General features: G+C 56.2%; 18 protein-coding genes and 2 pseudogenes. 12 read left to right on the top strand and 8 right to left on the bottom strand.

Annotation, left to right across the window (positions count from 1 at the left end; genetic code table 11):
* Positions 1–5: 5 nt before the first annotated feature.
* Complete coding sequence (locus AYT24_RS02240; protein ID WP_010932152.1) at positions 6–1,097, bottom strand: efflux RND transporter periplasmic adaptor subunit; 1,092 nt, start codon at positions 1,095–1,097, stop codon at positions 6–8.
* Between the two features lie 239 nt (positions 1,098–1,336).
* Between AYT24_RS02240 and hisI the strand changes: the two genes are divergently transcribed.
* Together hisI and ubiE are read left to right on the top strand one after the other, a co-directional pair.
* A complete protein-coding gene (hisI, locus tag AYT24_RS02235; protein WP_010932151.1) occupies positions 1,337–1,750 on the top strand; it encodes a phosphoribosyl-AMP cyclohydrolase in 414 nt (137 codons plus the stop codon).
* A gap of 6 nt (positions 1,751–1,756) precedes the next feature.
* Positions 1,757–2,482: a bifunctional demethylmenaquinone methyltransferase/2-methoxy-6-polyprenyl-1,4-benzoquinol methylase UbiE gene (gene ubiE / locus AYT24_RS02230; protein WP_164926864.1), complete on the top strand. Its 726-nt coding sequence runs from the start codon at positions 1,757–1,759 to the stop codon at positions 2,480–2,482.
* Positions 2,483–2,592: 110 nt separating this feature from the next.
* On the opposite strand, the gene AYT24_RS02225 is transcribed toward ubiE, so the two are convergent.
* The 7 genes from AYT24_RS02225 to AYT24_RS02195 all read right to left on the bottom strand — a co-directional run bounded on the left by AYT24_RS02225 (position 2,593) and on the right by AYT24_RS02195 (position 8,856).
* Complete coding sequence (locus AYT24_RS02225; RefSeq protein WP_010932149.1) at positions 2,593–2,931, bottom strand: BrnA antitoxin family protein; 339 nt, start codon at positions 2,929–2,931, stop codon at positions 2,593–2,595.
* Positions 2,912–3,160 carry a BrnT family toxin gene (locus AYT24_RS02220; protein ID WP_010932148.1) on the bottom strand — a complete coding sequence of 83 codons (249 nt, stop codon included), beginning with the start codon at positions 3,158–3,160 and terminating at the stop codon, positions 2,912–2,914. The genes AYT24_RS02225 and AYT24_RS02220 overlap by 20 nt, the downstream gene beginning before the upstream one ends.
* Before the next feature lie 44 nt (positions 3,161–3,204).
* Positions 3,205–3,642 (bottom strand): thioesterase domain-containing protein, encoded by a 438-nt coding sequence (locus tag AYT24_RS02215; RefSeq protein ID WP_010932147.1) that lies wholly within the window; start codon positions 3,640–3,642, stop codon positions 3,205–3,207.
* Between the two features lie 3 nt (positions 3,643–3,645).
* A complete protein-coding gene (locus AYT24_RS02210) occupies positions 3,646–4,275 on the bottom strand; it encodes an LOG family protein (RefSeq protein WP_010932146.1) in 630 nt (209 codons plus the stop codon).
* Between the two features lie 279 nt (positions 4,276–4,554).
* Complete coding sequence (ligA, locus tag AYT24_RS02205) at positions 4,555–6,579, bottom strand: NAD-dependent DNA ligase LigA (protein ID WP_010932145.1); 2,025 nt, start codon at positions 6,577–6,579, stop codon at positions 4,555–4,557.
* Positions 6,580–6,584: 5 nt separating this feature from the next.
* A complete protein-coding gene (cruA, locus tag AYT24_RS02200) occupies positions 6,585–8,123 on the bottom strand; it encodes a lycopene beta-monocyclase CruA (protein WP_010932144.1) in 1,539 nt (512 codons plus the stop codon).
* Positions 8,124–8,142: 19 nt separating this feature from the next.
* A complete protein-coding gene (locus tag AYT24_RS02195; protein WP_010932143.1) occupies positions 8,143–8,856 on the bottom strand; it encodes an ABC transporter ATP-binding protein in 714 nt (237 codons plus the stop codon).
* Positions 8,857–9,301: 445 nt separating this feature from the next.
* Here AYT24_RS02195 and modD point away from each other — a divergent pair, with 445 nt between their 5' ends.
* The 10 genes and pseudogenes from modD (at position 9,302) to AYT24_RS02150 (ending at position 18,489) form a co-directional block, all read left to right on the top strand.
* On the top strand, positions 9,302–10,159 hold the full coding sequence (gene modD, locus AYT24_RS02190) for a ModD protein (protein WP_010932141.1): 858 nt from the start codon (positions 9,302–9,304) through the stop codon (positions 10,157–10,159).
* Between the two features lie 12 nt (positions 10,160–10,171).
* On the top strand, positions 10,172–10,312 hold the full coding sequence (locus tag AYT24_RS10430) for a hypothetical protein (protein WP_226986842.1): 141 nt from the start codon (positions 10,172–10,174) through the stop codon (positions 10,310–10,312).
* Positions 10,309–10,934, top strand: a pseudogene (gene modA, locus AYT24_RS10700) (molybdate ABC transporter substrate-binding protein). The gene AYT24_RS10430 and the pseudogene modA overlap by 4 nt, the downstream one beginning before the upstream one ends.
* Positions 10,935–10,953: 19 nt before the next feature.
* On the top strand, positions 10,954–11,640 hold the full coding sequence (gene modB / locus AYT24_RS02180) for a molybdate ABC transporter permease subunit (protein WP_010932140.1): 687 nt from the start codon (positions 10,954–10,956) through the stop codon (positions 11,638–11,640).
* On the top strand, positions 11,637–12,692 hold the full coding sequence (gene modC, locus AYT24_RS02175) for a molybdenum ABC transporter ATP-binding protein (RefSeq protein ID WP_010932139.1): 1,056 nt from the start codon (positions 11,637–11,639) through the stop codon (positions 12,690–12,692). The genes modB and modC overlap by 4 nt, the downstream gene beginning before the upstream one ends.
* 372 nt (positions 12,693–13,064) lie before the next feature.
* Complete coding sequence (locus AYT24_RS02170) at positions 13,065–14,102, top strand: ArnT family glycosyltransferase (RefSeq protein ID WP_010932136.1); 1,038 nt, start codon at positions 13,065–13,067, stop codon at positions 14,100–14,102.
* A gap of 38 nt (positions 14,103–14,140) precedes the next feature.
* A complete protein-coding gene (locus tag AYT24_RS02165) occupies positions 14,141–15,367 on the top strand; it encodes an ISL3 family transposase (protein WP_010932135.1) in 1,227 nt (408 codons plus the stop codon).
* Positions 15,368–15,548: 181 nt separating this feature from the next.
* Positions 15,549–16,346: a hypothetical protein gene (locus AYT24_RS02160; protein ID WP_164926863.1), complete on the top strand. Its 798-nt coding sequence runs from the start codon at positions 15,549–15,551 to the stop codon at positions 16,344–16,346.
* Positions 16,255–17,474: pseudogene (locus AYT24_RS02155) on the top strand (IS256 family transposase). Before AYT24_RS02160 ends, AYT24_RS02155 begins: the two are co-directional and overlap by 92 nt.
* Positions 17,475–17,646: 172 nt before the next feature.
* Entirely contained in the window at positions 17,647–18,489 is an 843-nt protein-coding gene (locus tag AYT24_RS02150) for a glycosyltransferase family 2 protein (protein WP_010932133.1), read from the top strand.
* The last annotated feature ends 46 nt before the right edge of the window (positions 18,490–18,535 follow it).

The raw sequence follows: 18,535 nt of genomic DNA, 5'->3' as shown, positions 1-18,535 counted from the left end.
GACGCTTACGACTGCTTTTTCGGAGACTCCCTGACAATCCGCGCCTCCATGCCGTCGCGGTAGTTTTCCTGCGGTGAAGTGACAACCACATCCCCGGCATTGAGCCCCTTGACCACCTCGATGAACACAAGATCGCTGTCGCCGGTGCGAATCGGCTGCTTTTTCAGCTTGCCCTTGACAATTTTCCAGACGTAGCTCTGGTGCTCCTCCTCGAACACGGAGCTTTTGCTGACCAGCAGCGTTCCCTTCTTCGTATTGTAAATGATGTTGGCCGTTGCGGTCATGCCGCCCTGGATCGCCGCCACCGAATCATCGAGTTTCAGATAGACGCGCGAAGTTTTCGTTACCCGGTCAGTCTGCGGCACAATGCGCACGACGGTGGCATCGAAACGCTTCTCGGGCATCGAGTCGAAAGCGATCACCGCCTTGAGACCGGTGCGCAGACGCGGCACATCGAGTTCGTCAACTTCAACCACCACGAGGTAGCGGGATGAATCGGTCACGGTCGCCACAAGCGTGCCGGACTGGACGTAATCGCCCTCCTTGACATTCTGAAGTGTCAGAATTCCGCTGAACGGTGCAACAACCTCCAGCTTTTTCAGATCGTCCTCGCGGCTCTTGAGCTGCATCTGGCGCTGCCGGAGCGCTTCGCGGGACGCCGTGCTGTTGCGTTCCGCCGCCTCGAAATCCTGACGGGAAATCGCGCCAGCCTGAAACAGCGTACGGTTCCGCTGTAGCCGGAGGTCGTTATCGTGAACGGCGGCCATCTCTTCAGCCACGGCAGCGCGCGCCTCATTGACGGCCAGGCGCGGCTGCACGCTGTCGAACACGATGATCGCCTGCCCTTTCGAGACCCGTTGCCCTTCGAGCGCGCCGATGGAGCGAACCGTCCCGGAGAACTCGGCCCTCAGGTTGGCGATGTTCTCCGCCTCGACGTAGCCAGTTGCATAGATCGCCTCGACCAGTTCCGATCTCGAAATTTTGCGCGCCTCGACATCGACGGTATTGCCCCGGGTCAGCAAGTAGCCGATGGTCGCGGCGAACACCACGGCCAGGGCTATCGAGAACTTCGGAAGCATCTTCTGCAAATTCTGCATATCGTCAGGGAATGGGAATTAACGGTTACACATCGCCCCGGCGGACGAGGCCAAACAGTTTTTCAAAAAGAGCGAGCCGGAAAACCGGTGATTTTTTCCCGATTACACCCTTGGTTTTTCAATATTTTTAACAATCTTGCAAATCTTCCTGCCGGGCGTTTTCTGATGGCTCTTTCGGCTGAATTGAACGCAGGCATTAAACGCAGGCATTACGGAAAAAATTCTAATCTACAGCTTCAATGGGCGAGAATCAAGAGACGCAGAAGAGCTTTCTCGAAACGGTCAAATTCGACAGCAACGGGCTGGTGCCCGCCATCGTGCAGGATCACGAAACCGGCAAGGTGCTGATGATGGCCTGGATGAATCTCGAAAGCCTCAAAATGACCCTCGAAAAGAAAAAGGCCTGCTACTGGAGCCGCAGCCGCAACAAGCTCTGGCTCAAAGGCGAATCGTCGGGAAACATGCAGGAGGTGCACGACATACTCATCGACTGCGATGGCGACACGCTCTTGCTCAAGGTCTCGCAGAAAGGCGGCGCGTGCCATGTCGGCTACCACTCCTGCTTCTACCGGAGAACGGTGGACGGCGAGTCGATGGAGATCTGCGACACGCTGATGTTCGATCCCGAAGAGGTTTACGGCAAACAAAGCTGACCCTTGATGAGTAGTTCCAAAGAGACCGCAAAGTCCCTCATACAAACCAAGTCACGCTCCTCGATCCGCAACATGTTCGACGAGGTCGCGCCGACCTATGACTTCCTCAACCACCTGCTGAGCCTCGGCATCGACAACTACTGGCGTGTCGTAGCCGCCAAAAAGGCCCGCAAGCAGCTGGAAGGCGAACGCGAGCCGAAAATTCTCGACGTGGCCACCGGCACGGGCGACCTGGCCGCATCAATGGCAAAGATCCCCGGTGCAAAGGTGACCGGCTACGACCTCTCTCCCGAGATGCTCGCCATCGCGCGCAAGAAGTACCCGAACATCGAGTTCCTGGAAGGCTTCGCTGAAAAGATGCCTTTTGACGACCGGAGCTTCCACGTCGTCAGCGCAGGCTTCGGCGTCCGGAACTTCGAAGACCTCGCGCAGGGTATGAAAGAGTTCCACCGCGTGCTCAAGCCCGGCGGCTGCGCTTACATCATCGAGCCGATGATTCCGCGCAACGCGGTGATGAAAAAGCTCTACCTGATCTACTTCAAGAACGTCCTACCGAAAATCGCCGGAATGTTCAGCAAATCGACCTTTGCTTACGACTACCTCCCCAATTCGGTGGAACAGTTCCCCCAAGCCGAAGCGTTCACGAAAATTCTGAAAAACGCGGGATTCAAAAAGGCCGAGTACTTCCCGATGACCTTCGAGACCTCTATTTTGTACGTGGCCATGAAGTGAGGCAAGAGTTTGATATGACGTCAAAGCAAAAAGGTGAAGCATAAAAACTTCACCTTTTTCATTTTACCGGAACAGGACCTCCGGAAATTTTATTGTGACCTAAAAAAACTCTAAGCCTTTACACCGCCAGACTTACGCTGATGCTCCACATAGGAACGCAACACGGCATTGATTTTTTTCTGGTACCCTTTCCCCTGGCCTCGAAAAAACTCCATCACCTCGTAATCGACGCGCATGTTGAGCACTACTTTAGGCTGAGGCGGGGTCACCATTATCGTCGACCAGTCAAGAACCGTGCCCGCTTCATCTTCATCGCTGGAAATAGCTGCCTCGATCTCTTCATCCGTCATAGCCGCAGCCGTCTTCCAATCACTCTCGCTCTCGCCACGCTCCTGCATGGCGCGCAACTCTTCATCCGTATACCTGACGCTATGCTCTTTCTTCTTCATCTCTTGCTCTCCTGAATGATATAATTCTGCGGACATCTCCCCGCCATGTCCAGACAACGCTGTAAAACTTGCCGCTGATTTCAGCCGTTGTCAGATACCTCGTTTCGCTGGAAACAGCTGACGTTACCGTAATCGCTGGTTTTCCGTCAAAAAGCAGTCGGGAATCCACAAAATCAAGGTTGTGCTTTTCAAGATTACTCAACCGCTTGTTTTCGTCCCATTCAAACATTCAGAATTCTACATATTTTGTATAGACAAAACAAATTTTCCCCCTCACCTCACCACCGCAAACTCCCCCTCGAATTTCACCGCAACCTTGCCCTCAACCTCGATGACCGCGCAGATCGTCATCTTCGCTTTTCCTTTTCGGTCGAAGCTCTCGATAAGCGCGGCAAATTCCTCTTCTGTCGGCAGGGTGCCGGTGGCTACAATGTCGCCCGTGACGGGTCGGAGATACTCGGCGTTCCCTTTGCGGATCACAATGCTGCCTTTGATTCCGGCTTCGCGGAGCCGGAGGTAGAGCAGCCCCCACGCGGAGAGCACGCAGGCAATGTAGAGGCTGCCGCCGAAGGCCGTGCCGAGATGGTTGAAATTGTTGGCCAGCGGCGCAATAATGGTCAGTTCGCGCCCGGTGTACCGCTCGACGACAATCCCCATGGCCTGCGTCAGGGGAATCGCGCTATCGAGAATTTCTTGAAGTTTCCGTTCCACGATTCACTTTTTTCCTGCCTGTTCGATGTCGAGGCGATACTTGTTGAAATTCCGGCAGACGTGCTCCGTCTCTGGCCGGGCTTTGTGGATTTTGATGATCAGATCAACCACCTCTGAGGCTTCCATGACGTGAAATATTGAATGCATATCCTTGCGCTCGAACAGATGGCGCGGCAGTACTTCGGTTTCAAGCCAAAGGAGCAGGCTGGTCCAGATTTCGCCGAAAAGGATAATTGGCGTTTCGCAGAGGTGCTGCACCTGCACAAGCTGCCAGGAGTAAAAGAGTTCGAGCATGGTGCCGATGCCGCCGGGCGCAACCACCACCGCGTCGGACATGGCCATGAAGGCGTCGAGCCGCCCGCTGAACCGGTCAAACTCCTCCTTGATGTCGAGATACGGATTCGGGCACTGCTCATGCGGCAGCTTGATATTCAGCCCGATCGACTGCCCTCCGTTGGAGACGCTTTTCGATCCGGAATTGGCCGCCCGCATCAACCCCGGCCCACCGCCGGTCACGATGTCAAACCCCTCGGCCGCCAGCCCGCGAGCGATGTCATAAACATCCCGGTAAGCCTCGTCCCCCTCACTGATCCGGGCCGACCCGAAAATAGTTACACGATAATGCGGTTCCATGAATTTTGATTGAGGTTGATGGTGGTTCTTCGCAGAATTTCGTGGGTGGCATGAAGGATGCTCACATGACCATCCCTGATGAACAAGTTTAACAGTTCGGTCAAAGACATTTATAACTCATCATATGATAAAGCGTTAAGGTGATTTATCCTTTGACCGGACACTCTTTGCAGAGCGCATTCGTTTTGGCCGTGCCTCAGTCGATTGACCCATATTCACCATTTACCCACGATATTCTGCGAAGAACCTGATTCTGATTTTATAACCGTACATCCACCCTCACAGCATCCGCTCGAACTCATCCTCGTCAATCACCTTCACTCCCAGCTTTATCGCCTTTTCAAGCTTGCTTCCGGCCTCTTTGCCTGCGACAACGAGTGTTGTCTTTTTGCTCACCGAGCTGACGATTCTGCCGCCGCGTTCGCGTACCATCTCTTCGGCCTCCTGGCGGACGTGGCGTTCCAGTGCGCCGGTGAAGATGACGCTTTGTCCTTCAAAATTGTTGTTAACGAGCGCCTTTTCCTCTCCCGCCTGCATCGGCAGCCCGGCTTCGGCGAGCTTTTGGAGCATCGCTTGCACCCACGGTTTGGCGAAGAAGTCGCGGATGCTTGCGGCGATGACGGGGCCGATGTCGGGCACGGCGGCGAGCGCCTCTTCATCCATCTCGCGGAGGCGGTCGATGGAGGGGCAGGCGTGGGCCAGTTCGCGGGCCGTGGCTGCGCCGACGTGGCGGATGCCGAGGGCGAAGAGCAGGCGGGCGTAGCTCTGCTTTTTGCTCTTTTCGAGCGCGTCGAGCACGTTTTGCGCCGATTTGGCAGCCATGCGGTCGAGGCCCGCGAGCTGCTCCTGAGTAAGACTGTAAAGGTCGCCCGCGTCGCTCACGAGGCCACGATCGACGAGCTGCGTAACAAGCGACTCGCCGAGGTTCTGGATGTCGAGGGCGTTGCGCGAGGCGAAGTGCAGAATGCGGCCTCGCTTCTGCGCGGGGCATCCCTCCTCGTTGGGGCAATACCAGTTCACCTCGCCTTCGGGCCGCTCCAGCCTGGTGCCGCAAACCGGGCACTCCGACGGCACTTCGATTTCGGCGGTTTCCGCCGGGCGTTCGTCGAGCACGACGCTGACCACTTTCGGAATTACTTCGCCCGACTTTTCGATCATAACGTGGTCGCCAATGCGCACGCCAAGCCGTTTGATTTCGTCGAAGTTGTGCAGGGTCGAGCGCGACACGATCGATCCAGCGAGCCTGGTCGGCTTGAGTTCGGCCACCGGCGTGATGGTGCCGAGCCGCCCGACCTGGAACACCACGCCTTGCAGCACGGTCTTGGCCTGCTGCGCCGGGTACTTGTAGGCAATCGCCCAGCGCGGACTTTTGGCGGTCGCGCCGAGCCGCTCCCACAGGCTGACCTCGTTGAGCTTGAGCACCACGCCGTCGGTTTCGTACGGCAGCGTCCAGCGCTTCTCCGACCACTCGGCGATGAAGTCGGCAATCTCGTCCATCCCTTTGCAAAGCTTAGCCGCCGCGCCGGTCATGAAGCCCATGCTTTTGAGCTGCTCCAGCCGCTTCAGGTGCGTGGGCGCTTCGCCGTCGTACCCCTTGAGATAGTAGGCCACGAACGACATCCGGCGCCGCGCGACCTCCGCCGAGTCCTGCAACTTGAGCGTGCCGGCGGTGGCGTTGCGCGGGTTGGCGAAACGCTCCTCCTCCGGGCGCTCCTCGTTGAGCCGCTCGAAATCGTCCTTGCGCATATAGACCTCGCCGCGCACCTCGATTTCGCCGCTCAATGCTGTGCCGAAAAGCGGCAGATCGGGCATTTCGAGCCGAAGCGGAATCGACGGGATTGTCCGGAGATTGGCCGTGATCTCGTCGCCTTGCCGACCGTCGCCACGCGTGGAGCCGCAAACGAGCAGACCGTCGCGGTAGAGCAAGCTGATCGCCACACCGTCATACTTCAGCTCGGCGACGTACTCCGGCGTACCGCCGCCCTCGGCTGCCACCAGCTTTTCGACGCGATTGCAGAAGTCGGCCACCTCCGCGATGGAGTAGGTGTTCGAAAGACTGAGCATCGGGTCGCGGTGCACAACCGTCGGAAACTCCTTGGTGATGCCGCCGCCAACACGCTGCGACGGGCTGTCGGGCGTCACCAGCTCCGGGAACTCCTTTTCGAGCATAATCAACCGTTTAAGCAGCTTGTCGAACTCGAAATCCGAAATCTCCGGTTTGGCTTCGAGGTAGTAGAGGCGATTGTGGCGTTCGATCTCCGCGCGAAGCTTGCCGATTTCCTGTTGTGCTTTCGCTTTATCCATCGATGTTAACCGCGTTTTTCGTTCTGCGATATTGCCCATCCGGCAAGGTTTTTCACGAAGCCGACCGACCCGCCCACGCCGAGTTTGTTCCAGGTCGCCTTGAGGATTTTGGGGTAGCGCCACGCCACCTTGAGCATCACCGTCACCAGCTCCTCGACCTTCATCTCGTCGCGGAACATCGCCTGCCGGTAGCGCTGCGGCAGCTCGTCGAGCACAATCATCACCTCGTTCATCATCTCGTTGACGAAGCCGGGCTCGTCGGTCTCCGGGTCGTAGCACATGTACTTCATGAGAGTTGCCATCGAGGCCACGTTCGGCTCGTAAGCGCTTATGTTAGCCAGCTCAGCCGCGCCGAGTCGGCCTTCGCGCATGGCGCGGTCGAGACCGGAGGTCATGCGGTCGAGGTTGCGCACCACCGAGCCGAAGCCGCAGAAGGTGAGCGGCGAGGCGAGCGAGGCCGCGTCGCCGAGCAGCGCGATGCGCTCGCCGGAGACCACGCGCGTACATCCCGCGCCGTCGTGAAAGTACGCCGGGATGATGCCGAAAACGGGCCGGTGAATCGTGAAATTCGGCCCCGGCTTTTTGTACTCCGGCAGCTTGCGGAAGTACGCCTCGAAAAGGCCGAGCAACGACTTGTCATTCGGCGAATCGACCTTGTCGTAAAAGAAGAGGTAGGTGATGTACTCGTCGCCCTTCGCCGGGAACCCCTCCCAGATGAGCTGCCGCCCGCGTTTGCCGGAGACCTCCGCGTCCTCGGTGCTGGCGAGAATTTCGCCCACCTCGAAATCGGCGTTCTCGAACCCACTCGCGATGGTGCCGACCGTCGGGCAGACGTGCGTTTGCGGGCGGCCCCGGTTGAGCTGCATCGCCACCGGCGAAACAATGCCCATCGCATCCACAAGCACCTGCGTCCGGAAGTAGCGAGGCTTGCCGGACAACTCCTCGACCTGCACAACGAGGTGATCCGGGAACTGGTAGCAGCAAACGAAGCTGGTGTGGCCAAGCACCTTTGAACCACCACCCGCGAGCACCTTTTTGCAAGCCATGCCAAGCAGCCTGTCGGCATCGACCGCACAGTCGAGCACTTCGTCCATATAGAGCCGCTTGCGCCTTTCGGCGGGCGCGTGGAACTCCACCCAGCCGGTTTTGTACATTCGAACGATGGTCGAGTCCAGCTCTTCGCTGGTGAACACTCCGGTGTCGGCGAGGCGCAGCAGCTCGCCACGCGAGATATTCCAGTCCCGCGTGGTGCGCCCCGGCTCGGCCCGGTCGATCACCAGTACCTTGCGCCCGTACTTTTTCGACATCACCGCCGCGTGCAAAAGGCCGAGCGTGCCTCCAGCGTAGAGAATATCGCACGCCTCCTCGACGCAGGCGTCAACTGGAAGTCGCGAGCCGGCAAGAATCACGTCGGGTACCGGAAGATCGAGCTTCTCCCAGTAGCGGTCGATAGCGAGAATCGAGCGCAAGTGCTTCTCACCATCCGGCAGAGCGCTAAAGTTTTGATAAACAAGCGGATGGGTATTCCTGATCTGTTCGAGCATGGATCGGTTCTCCGTGGTTTCAGGCGGTTGCTTGCCGGGGTGTGCGCGAATCGCTCTCGATCTTGCCGTCAACGAGGTGAATGCGGCGACCCGCACGATTGGCGAAATCTTCGTCGTGGGTGACGACAATCACGGTTTGGTTCAGTTCGCAATTCAGGCGGGCGAAAAGTTCATACACGTTATTGGCCGAGCGCGAATCGAGGTTGCCGGTCGGCTCGTCGCCGAGCAGCACCTTCGGTTCGTTGGCCAGCGCCCTGGCAATCGCCACGCGCTGCTGCTGTCCGCCGGAGAGCTGGTTGGGCTTGTTGGTGTATTTGTCTTCGAGGCCAACCATGTCGAGCAGCTTCATCGCCCGCTCGCGAATCTCCTTCTTGCCATACTTGCGGCGAATCAGCATTGGCATCATGACGTTATCGACCGCGCTGAACTCCGGTAAAAGAAAGTGGAACTGGTAGATAAAGCCGATCTTCCGGTTGCGGATGACGGTCATCTCCGCCTCGTCGAGGCCGGTAATCTCCTGACCGTCGAGCCACACCTTGCCAAAAGTCGGCTTGTCGAGGCCGCCCATGATGTAGAGCAGCGTCGATTTGCCCGATCCGGACGGCCCGGTAATGGCCACAAATTCACCTTCGAAAATCTCCAGCGAAAGGTTGGGAAGGATCGTCTGGCGCACATCCCTCGACAGTTCGAGTTCCTTGCGGATTCCTTTAAGCCTGAGAATCGTTTCAGCCATCGAGTTGGGTCTGGTTCATCGTTACGGATCACGCCCCCTCCATCGAAATCGAAATCAGACTCCTCTTCCCCGGGCGCTCTGAAGTATAAGAAAAAAGCGCCGTTTATTACCCGGCAACAACTGCGCTGAACAAGAAGTCAGATCAGGAGCCTCCATTCCACCCGACAATCCATCGCGCCGGGACACTTTTGCCAATGTCAGGAAGAATTCGTTATTTCCCGTAAAACATACCGAAAACAGGCGCGACAACATATCCGTAAGTTTTTCAAAGCCATAGCGACGCGCAACACAAATATTCTTAGGATTAATCGCATTAATCCCTAAATTTATCAGGATTATTGACCAAAACAACGAAAACAGAACAATTACGCGGACGACACAGAAATTCCAGAACCTGCGCTTTACGCTATAACAGAAATCACATAACGTTCTAAAATATTCACGAATGTACAGCCTCACCCCCGACAGCGAAATCGAGCGATATATCGAAGAAGACGTGCCTTATGGCGACTTGACCACCACCCTGCTCGGCATCGGCGATGAACCGGGCGAGATAACCTTCACCACGCGCGACCGGACGGTGCTCTGTTGCACCGAGGAGGCCGGGCGGGTGCTCGCGAAGTGCGGTGCCGAGGTGCTCTCGATGCTTCCGTCCGGCACGATTGCTGCGCCGGGCACGGAGATTCTGAGAGCTTCCGGCCCGGCGGCGGCGCTGCACGCGGGCTGGAAGGTGGCGATGAACCTGCTCGAATACGCCTCCGGCATCTCGACGCGCACCGCGACCATCGTCGAACGCGCCCGCGCCGCCAACCCCGGCATCAACGTCGTCACGACGCGCAAATCCTTTCCCGGCACCAAAAAGATCGCCATGAAGGCGATCATGGCAGGCGGCGCGTTTCCCCACCGCCTCGGCCTCTCCGAATCGATCCTTGTCTTCAGCCAGCACACCGTCTTTCTTGGCGGACTCGATCCGTTCCTCGACAAGCTCTCCGATCTGAAAAAGCTCGCGCCGGAACAGAAAATTCTCGTCGAGGCGGACAGCGCCGTCGAGGCGCTCCGCATCGCGGCGGCGGGCGCGGACGTGGTGCAGGTGGACAAGATGCCGGTCGCCGAACTCGCGGCGCTGGTCTCGGAAATCCGCAGCCGCTTTCCCGGCGTGGCAGTCTCGGCGGCCGGCGGCATCAACGGCGAAAACGCCGCCGCGTACGCCGCCACCGGCATCGACATCATCGTGCTCTCCTCGGTTTACTTCGGCAAACCTGCCGACATTTCGACCTCGATCTTGCCAGTAAAATCCAACTGACAAACCCGAATCATGCAAACCTTGAAGCACTTCATCCGCGCCATCGGCATCGCGCTCAACGTCGTCATACTGACGAGCATACCGGCGCTTGCCGGACAGATCAACCCAACCTCTCCGTGGCGACGAGCCTCAAAGACGCCATCAACGAGATGACCGACGTGTACACGAAATCTCATCCGGGCACGACCTTCCAGAAAAACTATGCTCCTGCGGGGGCGCTCGCCAAGCAGATCGAACAGGGCGCTCCGGCGGACCTTTTCATTTCGGCAAACGTCAAGTGGATGAACTACCTGAAAGAGAAGAACCTCGTCGATGCAGCGAGCATCCGCACCTTCGCCTTCAACGACCTGGTGTTCGCGGGCGCGACCACGCAGAAAATCAAGAGCATGAGCGACCTGACCAGGCTCGGCAAAATCGGCATCGGCAGCCCAAAAAGCGTGCCCGCCGGAAAGTACGCGATCAGGCTATCGTGAAAGCCGGACTCAAACAGACGCTCGCGGGCAAGCTCATCATAGCCAAGGGTGTGCGCGAAAGCCTGATGTACGCCGAGCTTGGCGAGGTTGACGGCTCCTTCGTCTATCGCACCGACGCGCTCATGGCGAAGAAAGCCCGGATACTTTTCACCGTGCCCGCAAACCTTTATCCCGAAGTCGTCTATCCGGTTGCGCTGACCGTCGCTGGCGCGAAAAACGCCGACGCCAAAAGCTTCTATGCCTGGCTGAAGGGCAAAGAGGCCACGGCGATTCTGAAGAAATATGGCTTCACCGTGAAGTAAAAAGCCTCAGCGACAAACCATGCACCTGACGCCCGAAGATTTCTCGGCCATTGCGCTCTCGATGAAGGTCGCTGTCACCGCCACGGCGCTCTCGCTGCCGTTCGGCTTCGCGACGGCGTGGGTGATGGTCTTCAAGCGCTTTCGCGGCAAGGTGCTGCTCGAAGTGCTGGTCAACCTGCCACTCACCCTGCCACCGGTGGTGATCGGCTACTTCCTCTTGCTCATGCTGGGGCGCAACGGCTGGATCGGTCAGGCGCTTTCGTCTGTCGGCATCGAGCTGGTCTTCACCTGGAAAGCCGCCGTGCTCGCCTCGGCCACGGTCGGCTTTCCGCTGCTGGTGCGCTCGATCCGGCTCGGCATGGAGTCGATTGACCAGCAGCTCATCGACGCCTCGCGCAGCCTCGGCGCGCCGTGGTACGACACGCTCGCAACAGTCATTTTGCCGCTCTCGTTCCGGGGCATGGTGGCCGGATCATCGCTCATGTTCGCCCGCAGCCTCGGCGAATTCGGCGCGACGATCATCGTGGCGGGCAACATTCCCGGCCTCACGCAAACCATTCCGCTCGCCATCTACGACTACGCCAGCTCCCCGGCGGGCACCTCGATGGCCCTCTCGCTCTGCCTGGTCTCCATCGCGCTCTCGGTCTCCGTGCTCTTTTTGCACGAACTGATCGGCAAAAAACTTGAACACGGAGGAAAAGCGTGAAGCTCTGCATCGACATCGAAAAGAGGCTGGGCGACTTTTCCCTGAAGCTAAAAACCGAAATTTCGGGCGAGCGGGTCGGCATCTTCGGCGCATCAGGCAGCGGCAAATCGACGCTCGTGCATCTGATTGCGGGATTGATAAAACCTTATGCAGGAGAGATTTACCTCGACGATACGTGCCTGTTCAGCAGCCGGAAAAAGATCGATCTCTCACCCGAAAAGCGGCGTATCTCAATCGTGTTCCAGCAAGCGACGCTCTTTCCGCACCTCGGCGTCAAGTCGAACCTGCTCTACGGCTACAAGCGCTGCCGCCCTTCGGAACGGCGTATCAGGCCAGAGGCGATCATCGAGGTGCTCAATCTGGGGCATCTGGTCGGTCGCGGCGTGGGCAAGCTCTCCGGCGGCGAAAAACAGCGCGTAGCATTGGGCCGCGCCGTGCTCGCAAACCCGCGCCTGCTCGTGATGGATGAGCCGCTCTCGGCGCTCGACGACTCGCTCCGCTACCAGATCATCCCCTACCTGCGCAGCGTCAGCGCGGAGTTCGGCATTCCGTGCCTCTTCATTTCGCACTCGCTGACCGAAATGCAGCTCATGACCGAACGGGTGCTGGTCGTCCGCGACGGGCGGCTGGCGGGCATCTCGACCCCCGACGAGCTGGCCCGAACCGGCATGGCCACCAACCCGCGCGGCTACCTCAACCTGCTCCGCCTCGACGGCGCGACACAGAAAGACGGCCTCTTCCACTACCCGTGGGGCAACGGCCACCTTATCATTTCGGAAGGTCGCACCGGCGAGGAGTCGCTGTTTGAACTCTCCTCGCGCGACATCATCCTCTTCAAGCAGCACCCCGAAGCCATCAGCGCCCGCAACCTGCTCGAATGCCGTGTCGCCGAACTCTTCGACTCGGACGGGCGAAAAGGCGTGGTGCTCGAATCGGGCGGTAAAACGCTTGTCGCAGAAATCGTCCGCTCTGCCGCCGAAGAACTCGGCATCGCGCCCGGCACGATGCTCTTCGCCGCAATCAAAGCCTCGGCGTTTCGGAGAGTGAGCTGACCATCCGTGCCTCCCCCGTGTAACCCTCACGCCCCGCGCGTTCCCACCACGGCAAAGACCAGACGGTTTCGGCATCCAGAGCACCGTGCCCGCCAGATTTCCGATACCGTTCGGGCACCAGAACAGGGCCGTCATACAGTAAACCAAGTCAGCTTTACAGGACGGCAAAGGACGAGTACGCAACAGCGTGTTTTCATCGAACGGTTATGGCAGCGCGCCAAATATTGAGTACCTTTCCCTGAATGCAACTGACGATGGCCTCGAACGCTACAGAGGTTTGAAGCAGTAGTTCAACGGCTACAAGGAAGCTTGCCTCAAACGCACTCATCACAGCAATTGCTCACAGGCTGATGGAACAAACCATGGAACCCCATGCCGGGAAAAAACCGCGATAGTAAACAGTGGGATCGGCAGATTGAGCAGCCGCAGGAAGAGGAGCTTCGTTTGCAGAAGAGGCACGCAGAACATGGCGCATGGTTGTTCCTGCTGGCGGTGCTTCTGTTAGTGGCTGGCATCCGGTACCATTTGCTCAACGTCCCAATGGAGCGTGATGAGGGTGAGTACGCCTATGGCGCACAGCTGATGCTCCAAGGACTACTTCCCTACGAGCACCTCTACAGCATGAAGCTGCCCGGCATCTATGGGGCGTACGCTTTGGTGCTCTCGATCTTCGGACAAACACACACCGGCGTACATGCAGGTCTGTTGCTCATAAACGCCATAACTTCCATTCTCATCTTTCTGCTTGCGCGCCGCCTGATCAACCCCCTGACCGGCCTTGCTGCGGCGGGAAGCTTTGCCGTACTGTCAGTAAGCCCGTCGGTTCAAGGCGTTTTCGCAAACGCGGAGCATTTCGTCATTGTGCCCGCAGTGGCGGGCTTCCTGATACTCCTTATCGCACTCGAAAAAAGGCGATGGTGGCTGTTCTTCGCAGCGGGCCTTCTTCTTGGACTGGGCTTTGTCATTAAACAGCACGGGTTCGCCTTTATCCTGGCTGGCATCGTGATATTTTTCACTCAATACCCAGGCGGACGGCCGTTCTCCTGGAAGCCTCTTGGCTGGCACGCGCTTGCCTTGTGCAGTGGCATACTGCTACCTTACGCCGTGGTCTGCATAATCTTTCTGGCCTCCGGCTCATTTGCTCAATTCTGGTTTTGGACCTTCAAATATCCGAGAGCATACATCAGCGAACTATCTTTTAAAGACGGATTATACAACTTCCTGAACAACTTTGGTCTGATACTGAGAGACAGTTGGCCATTATGGTTCTTGGCATACATCGGCTTGCGGCCTCCCATCTGGAACAAAGATGAGCGGAAGTCTCGGACACTCCTCCTGATCTTATCGCTATTTTCGGCTCTTCGCAGAATATCGTGGAAAGATGTGGCTGTAATGGGTAACTTGGCGTAGTCGTGCAATTCAAGCAAGCTAACCACATTGATCCGCCCATGCAGAGCCTGTCAAGCCATTACCACCAACTGTTAGGTCTTCCCTCAAACTGGGAAGTCGAGAACGTCAACTTGTCGATGAGTAGCCGGCAAGTGGAGATCAGACTGGCCTTTACCGGCAAGCAGGGCGAGTGTCCAATCTGCGGCCAATCATGCCTCATCTATGACCATGCCGCTGAGCAGCGGTGGCGTCATCTTGATACGATGCAGTTCGAGACGATCCTGGTGGCCCGTTTGCCTCGTTGCCAATGCAAGGAGCATGGAGTCAAAACCGTTCAGGCGCCATGGGCGGCACGGCATTCTCGTTTCACGTTGCTGTTCGAGAGCTTCGCCGTCGAGCTGTTGTTGCACTGTGCCAATATCAAGGCGGCGTCGCGCCTGTTGCGCTTGAACTGGCATACCGTCAATCAAATCATGCGACGCGCCGTTCAGCGAGGATTGGTTCGCCGGAAAACCGAAACCGTCGAGTATCTGGGCATCGATGAAAAAAGCTTCAAGGCGGGCCAGCATGACGTCACAACGCTGACTGATCTCGGCGAAAGGCGCGTGCTTGAGGTGGTCGAGCATCGCACGACCGAGGCGACCAAAGAGCTGCTTGCATCGCTGAACGACAGCCAGCAAGCAGGGGTCAAGGCGGTCTCGGTCGATATGTGGAAACCCTTTATCCATGCCGTTCAAGAGCTGTTGCCGAAGGCCGATCTGGTGCATGATCGCTTTCATATCAGCAAGTATCTCAATGAGGCTGTCGATCTGGTGCGTCGCAAGGAGTGTCGCCAACTCGACAAGGCCGGAGACAAACGCCTGATCGGCTCAACATATGTCTGGCTGCGTAATCCGGAAAACATGGGTGAGCAGCAACAGGCCGAGCTGGGCAAGCTGATGGACGCGGAGTTCAGAACCGGGAAGGCGTGGTCGTTGAAAAATATGTTTCGAGCCTTCTGGCAGCTTGGTTGCGCTGATGCCGGGACGTTTTTTTTCGAGTACTGGTCGAAGCGGATCGATGAGGTTGGTCTGGTTCCGTTGACGAAGGTCAAAGAGCTGCTTCAGCGCCATTTCGGCAACGTCTTGACCTGGTTCAAACACCCGATCACCAACGCAGTTTCCGAAGGCTTGAACAGCAAGATTCAGATCGTCAAGGCCTCTGCAAGAGGGTTTCACCGGTTCGAGAGTTACCGAATCCGGATTTTGTTTTACTGCGGAAAACTCAACATGGCTATCGGATCATGACGTAACCCAGCGCTCCTTTACCCACGATATTCTGCGAAGAACCCTATTTTCATTTCTCGCTATTTGTCCCGGGCTCTTCTTTCGACCTCACTACTTTGTACTCCTGTTACCAGTTGTTTCAATATGGGCTGGTTTGGGCGTGAATTCTTTGACAGCTATCCTGCAAAGCCGCGTGTCGAACTTGAGCAGGTTCAGCATCGGGGTGCTCATTGCCGGACTTGTCATGGCTTTCACCCTGTTCCAACAGCGTGCATTTCTCTTTTGGATGAGCCCTTACGCTGCCAGCCGCTTTACCTACGGCCTGAATCCCTTTCCAGAGTCCCTTGAAATTGCCGATTACATCAGATCCCATACCGGGAAAAATGAATACGTTGCCGTCATCGGATCCGAACCCCAGATTTACTTTTACTCCAGGCGGCGTGCCTCCACAGGCTATATTTACACCTATGCCATGATGGAAGGTCATGACTTTTCCCTGGAAATGCAGGAACAGATGGCCCGCGAGATAGAGAATGCTCAACCAGCATATATCGTTTACATTGATCCTGCGTCTATTCCTGCCTCATGGTCGCCAAGTAAAGATTCTCATTGGCAACTTTTCAAATGGTTCAAACAGTACAAGGCTCAATATTACACACGTGCAGGACTGATCGAAATATTCAGAGACAAGTCCCGCTATCGATGGGGCGCAGAGGCGCTTGGCGCACCGCGCTCGAAATGGTGGATAGAAGTCCTAAAACGAAAAGCCTCGGCAAATTCAGTTGAAAGTCGAGTGAATACGCGCAATAAGCCGGAAAACTCTCACTCGACCTTTCCAGCTAAGGGGGTCTGTAAGATAAAGTGTGTAAACGGTCGTAGTTTCCTATCATTGAAAAAGGAGCAAAACTATGACCAGAAAGAAAAACAAGACCCCGGACATTCAGGGCGAGCTGATCGGGCAGCTTCTGCGAGAAAGCGGCAGCCCCCAAGCCCTTTTTGACAAAGGTGGCCTGTTCGACCAGTTCAAAAAGCGCTTAATCGAAAAGGCACTCGAAGGTGAACTGGATGAACACCTCGGCTATCCCAAGCACACCCCGATCGTCCCGAATAGCAGGAACAGCCGTAACGGTTACGGCAGTAAAACGATCAGTTCACCATCCACCCCCCGCGCGACCGCAACGGCAGCTTCGAGCCGCAACTGATCCCGAAGCGCCAGACGCGCTTCAAGGGCTTCGACGACAAAATCCTGGCCATGGACGCCCGCGGCATGAGCGTCCGCGACATGCAGGCCATGTTGCTGGAACTCTACCAGGTCGAAGTCTCCGAAGCGCTCATCAGCAGCGTGACCGACGCGGTGCTCGACGACGTACGCGCCTGGCAGAACCGCCCGCTCGAGGCGCTCTATCCCATCGTCTCTTTCGACTGCATTGTCGTCAAGGGCCGTCAAGACGGACGGGCCTGTAACAAAGCTGTTTATCTGGCCTTAGCCATCACCATGGATGGCCACAAGGAGCTGCTGGGACTGTGGATTTCGCAGAACGAAGGGGCCAAATTCTGGCTTAGCGTCATGACCGAACTCAAAAACCGGGGCGTCGAGGACATCCTGATTGCTGCCGTTGACGGGCTGGTCGGCTTTCCGGACGCCATCGCCGCGGTGTTTCCGAAAACCGAGGTGCAGCTGTGCATGGTGCACATGGTGCGCAACTCCGTCAAATACGTATCGTGGAAAGATCGCAAAGAGTTCTGTGCCGATCTGAAAACGATTTACGGCTCACCAACCGCCGAGGCCGCCGAAGTGGCATTGCACCTCTTCGCCGACAAATGGGACGGCAAATATCCCTCGGTCAGCAAGCTCTGGCAGCGGCATTGGGAGCACATCATCCCGTTTTTCGATTATCTGCCAGAAATCCGGAAGGTCATTTACACGACCAACGCCATCGAGTCGCTGAACCGCTCGCTGCGCAAAGTGCTGAAAACCAAAGGCTCGTTTCCGACTGACGAATCGATTATCAAGCTGATCTATCTTGCCATGCAGAATATTGCCAAAAAATGGACGATGCCAATCAAAAACTGGGGGGCGGTCATCAATCAGTTTTCCATTAAATTCGAGGGAAGGGTGCCTCTATGAAAACGACCGTTTACACACTTAGCTGAACAGGCTCAGCTAAGGGAATAAGTAAAAACAATTTGCTCTTGTACAACAGGTGCCCTATAATTGGGAAGGGTCTTACTCAAAAGGCGCTATCGAGGTCAAATTTATAGACTCACGCAGATACAGCTCTTTAAAAAGAAGAAAAGCAATGGATAAGAAACCGAGCATTTTAATTTTTATAGTTGCTTACAATGCGGAGAGTACGATTGAGAACGTCCTGATGCGCATTCCTGCTGACCTGCTCGATGATTTTGATGCCGAAGTGCTCGTTATAGATGACCAATCTTCTGATGATACTGTATTACGCTGCGCTGAGACAATACAAAGCGGGAAAATCAGATTCAAGACCAATGTTCTGGTAAACCCCGAAAACCAGGGATATGGCGGAAATCAGAAGGTAGGCTACCAATACGCTATTGAGCATGATTTCGACTGTGTAGCACTACTCCATGGCGATGGGCAATATGCTCCGGAATACTTGAGAGATCTCATAACACCGGTTACAAAGGGAGAGGCCGAGGCAGTATTTGGTTCGAGAATGATGACACCTTTTGGCGCACTAAAAGGAGGGATGCCCGCCTACAAGTTTGTAGGCAACAAAATTCTGACTTTGTTTCAGAATATCATGTTAAAAACCTCTTTAAGCGAATTTCACTCAGGCTACAGAGCATACTCCGTAAAAGCATTGAAGCAAATCCCGTTTCATTTAAATACGCCCGATTTCCATTTCGATACTGAAATAATAATCCAGCTGATTCTTTGGGGCTTCCGTATCGCAGAACGCCCGATTCCAACCTATTATGGTGATGAAATCTGTTATGTGAATGGTCTCAAATACGCTTTAGATGTAGTCATTACCACAACGAAAGCACGTATGCAGCGCCTTGGTCTTTTTCACGAATGCAAATACGAAGTTATTCATCCGCATAATAGTAACGGTTATCCTGAGGCAAAACTATCCATAAAAAGTCCAAGCGGCAACCGCATTTGAGCCATTGGGGACGCGAACCCTGAATAATACGCCTTTTACAGCCTTC

It is taken from the genome of Chlorobaculum tepidum TLS (genome assembly GCF_000006985.1).
Classification (GTDB): Bacteria; Bacteroidota; Chlorobiia; order Chlorobiales; family Chlorobiaceae; genus Chlorobaculum; species Chlorobaculum tepidum.
The sequence above is the reverse complement of the archived record's forward strand: the minus strand, read 5'-3'. Positions and strand labels throughout refer to the sequence as shown.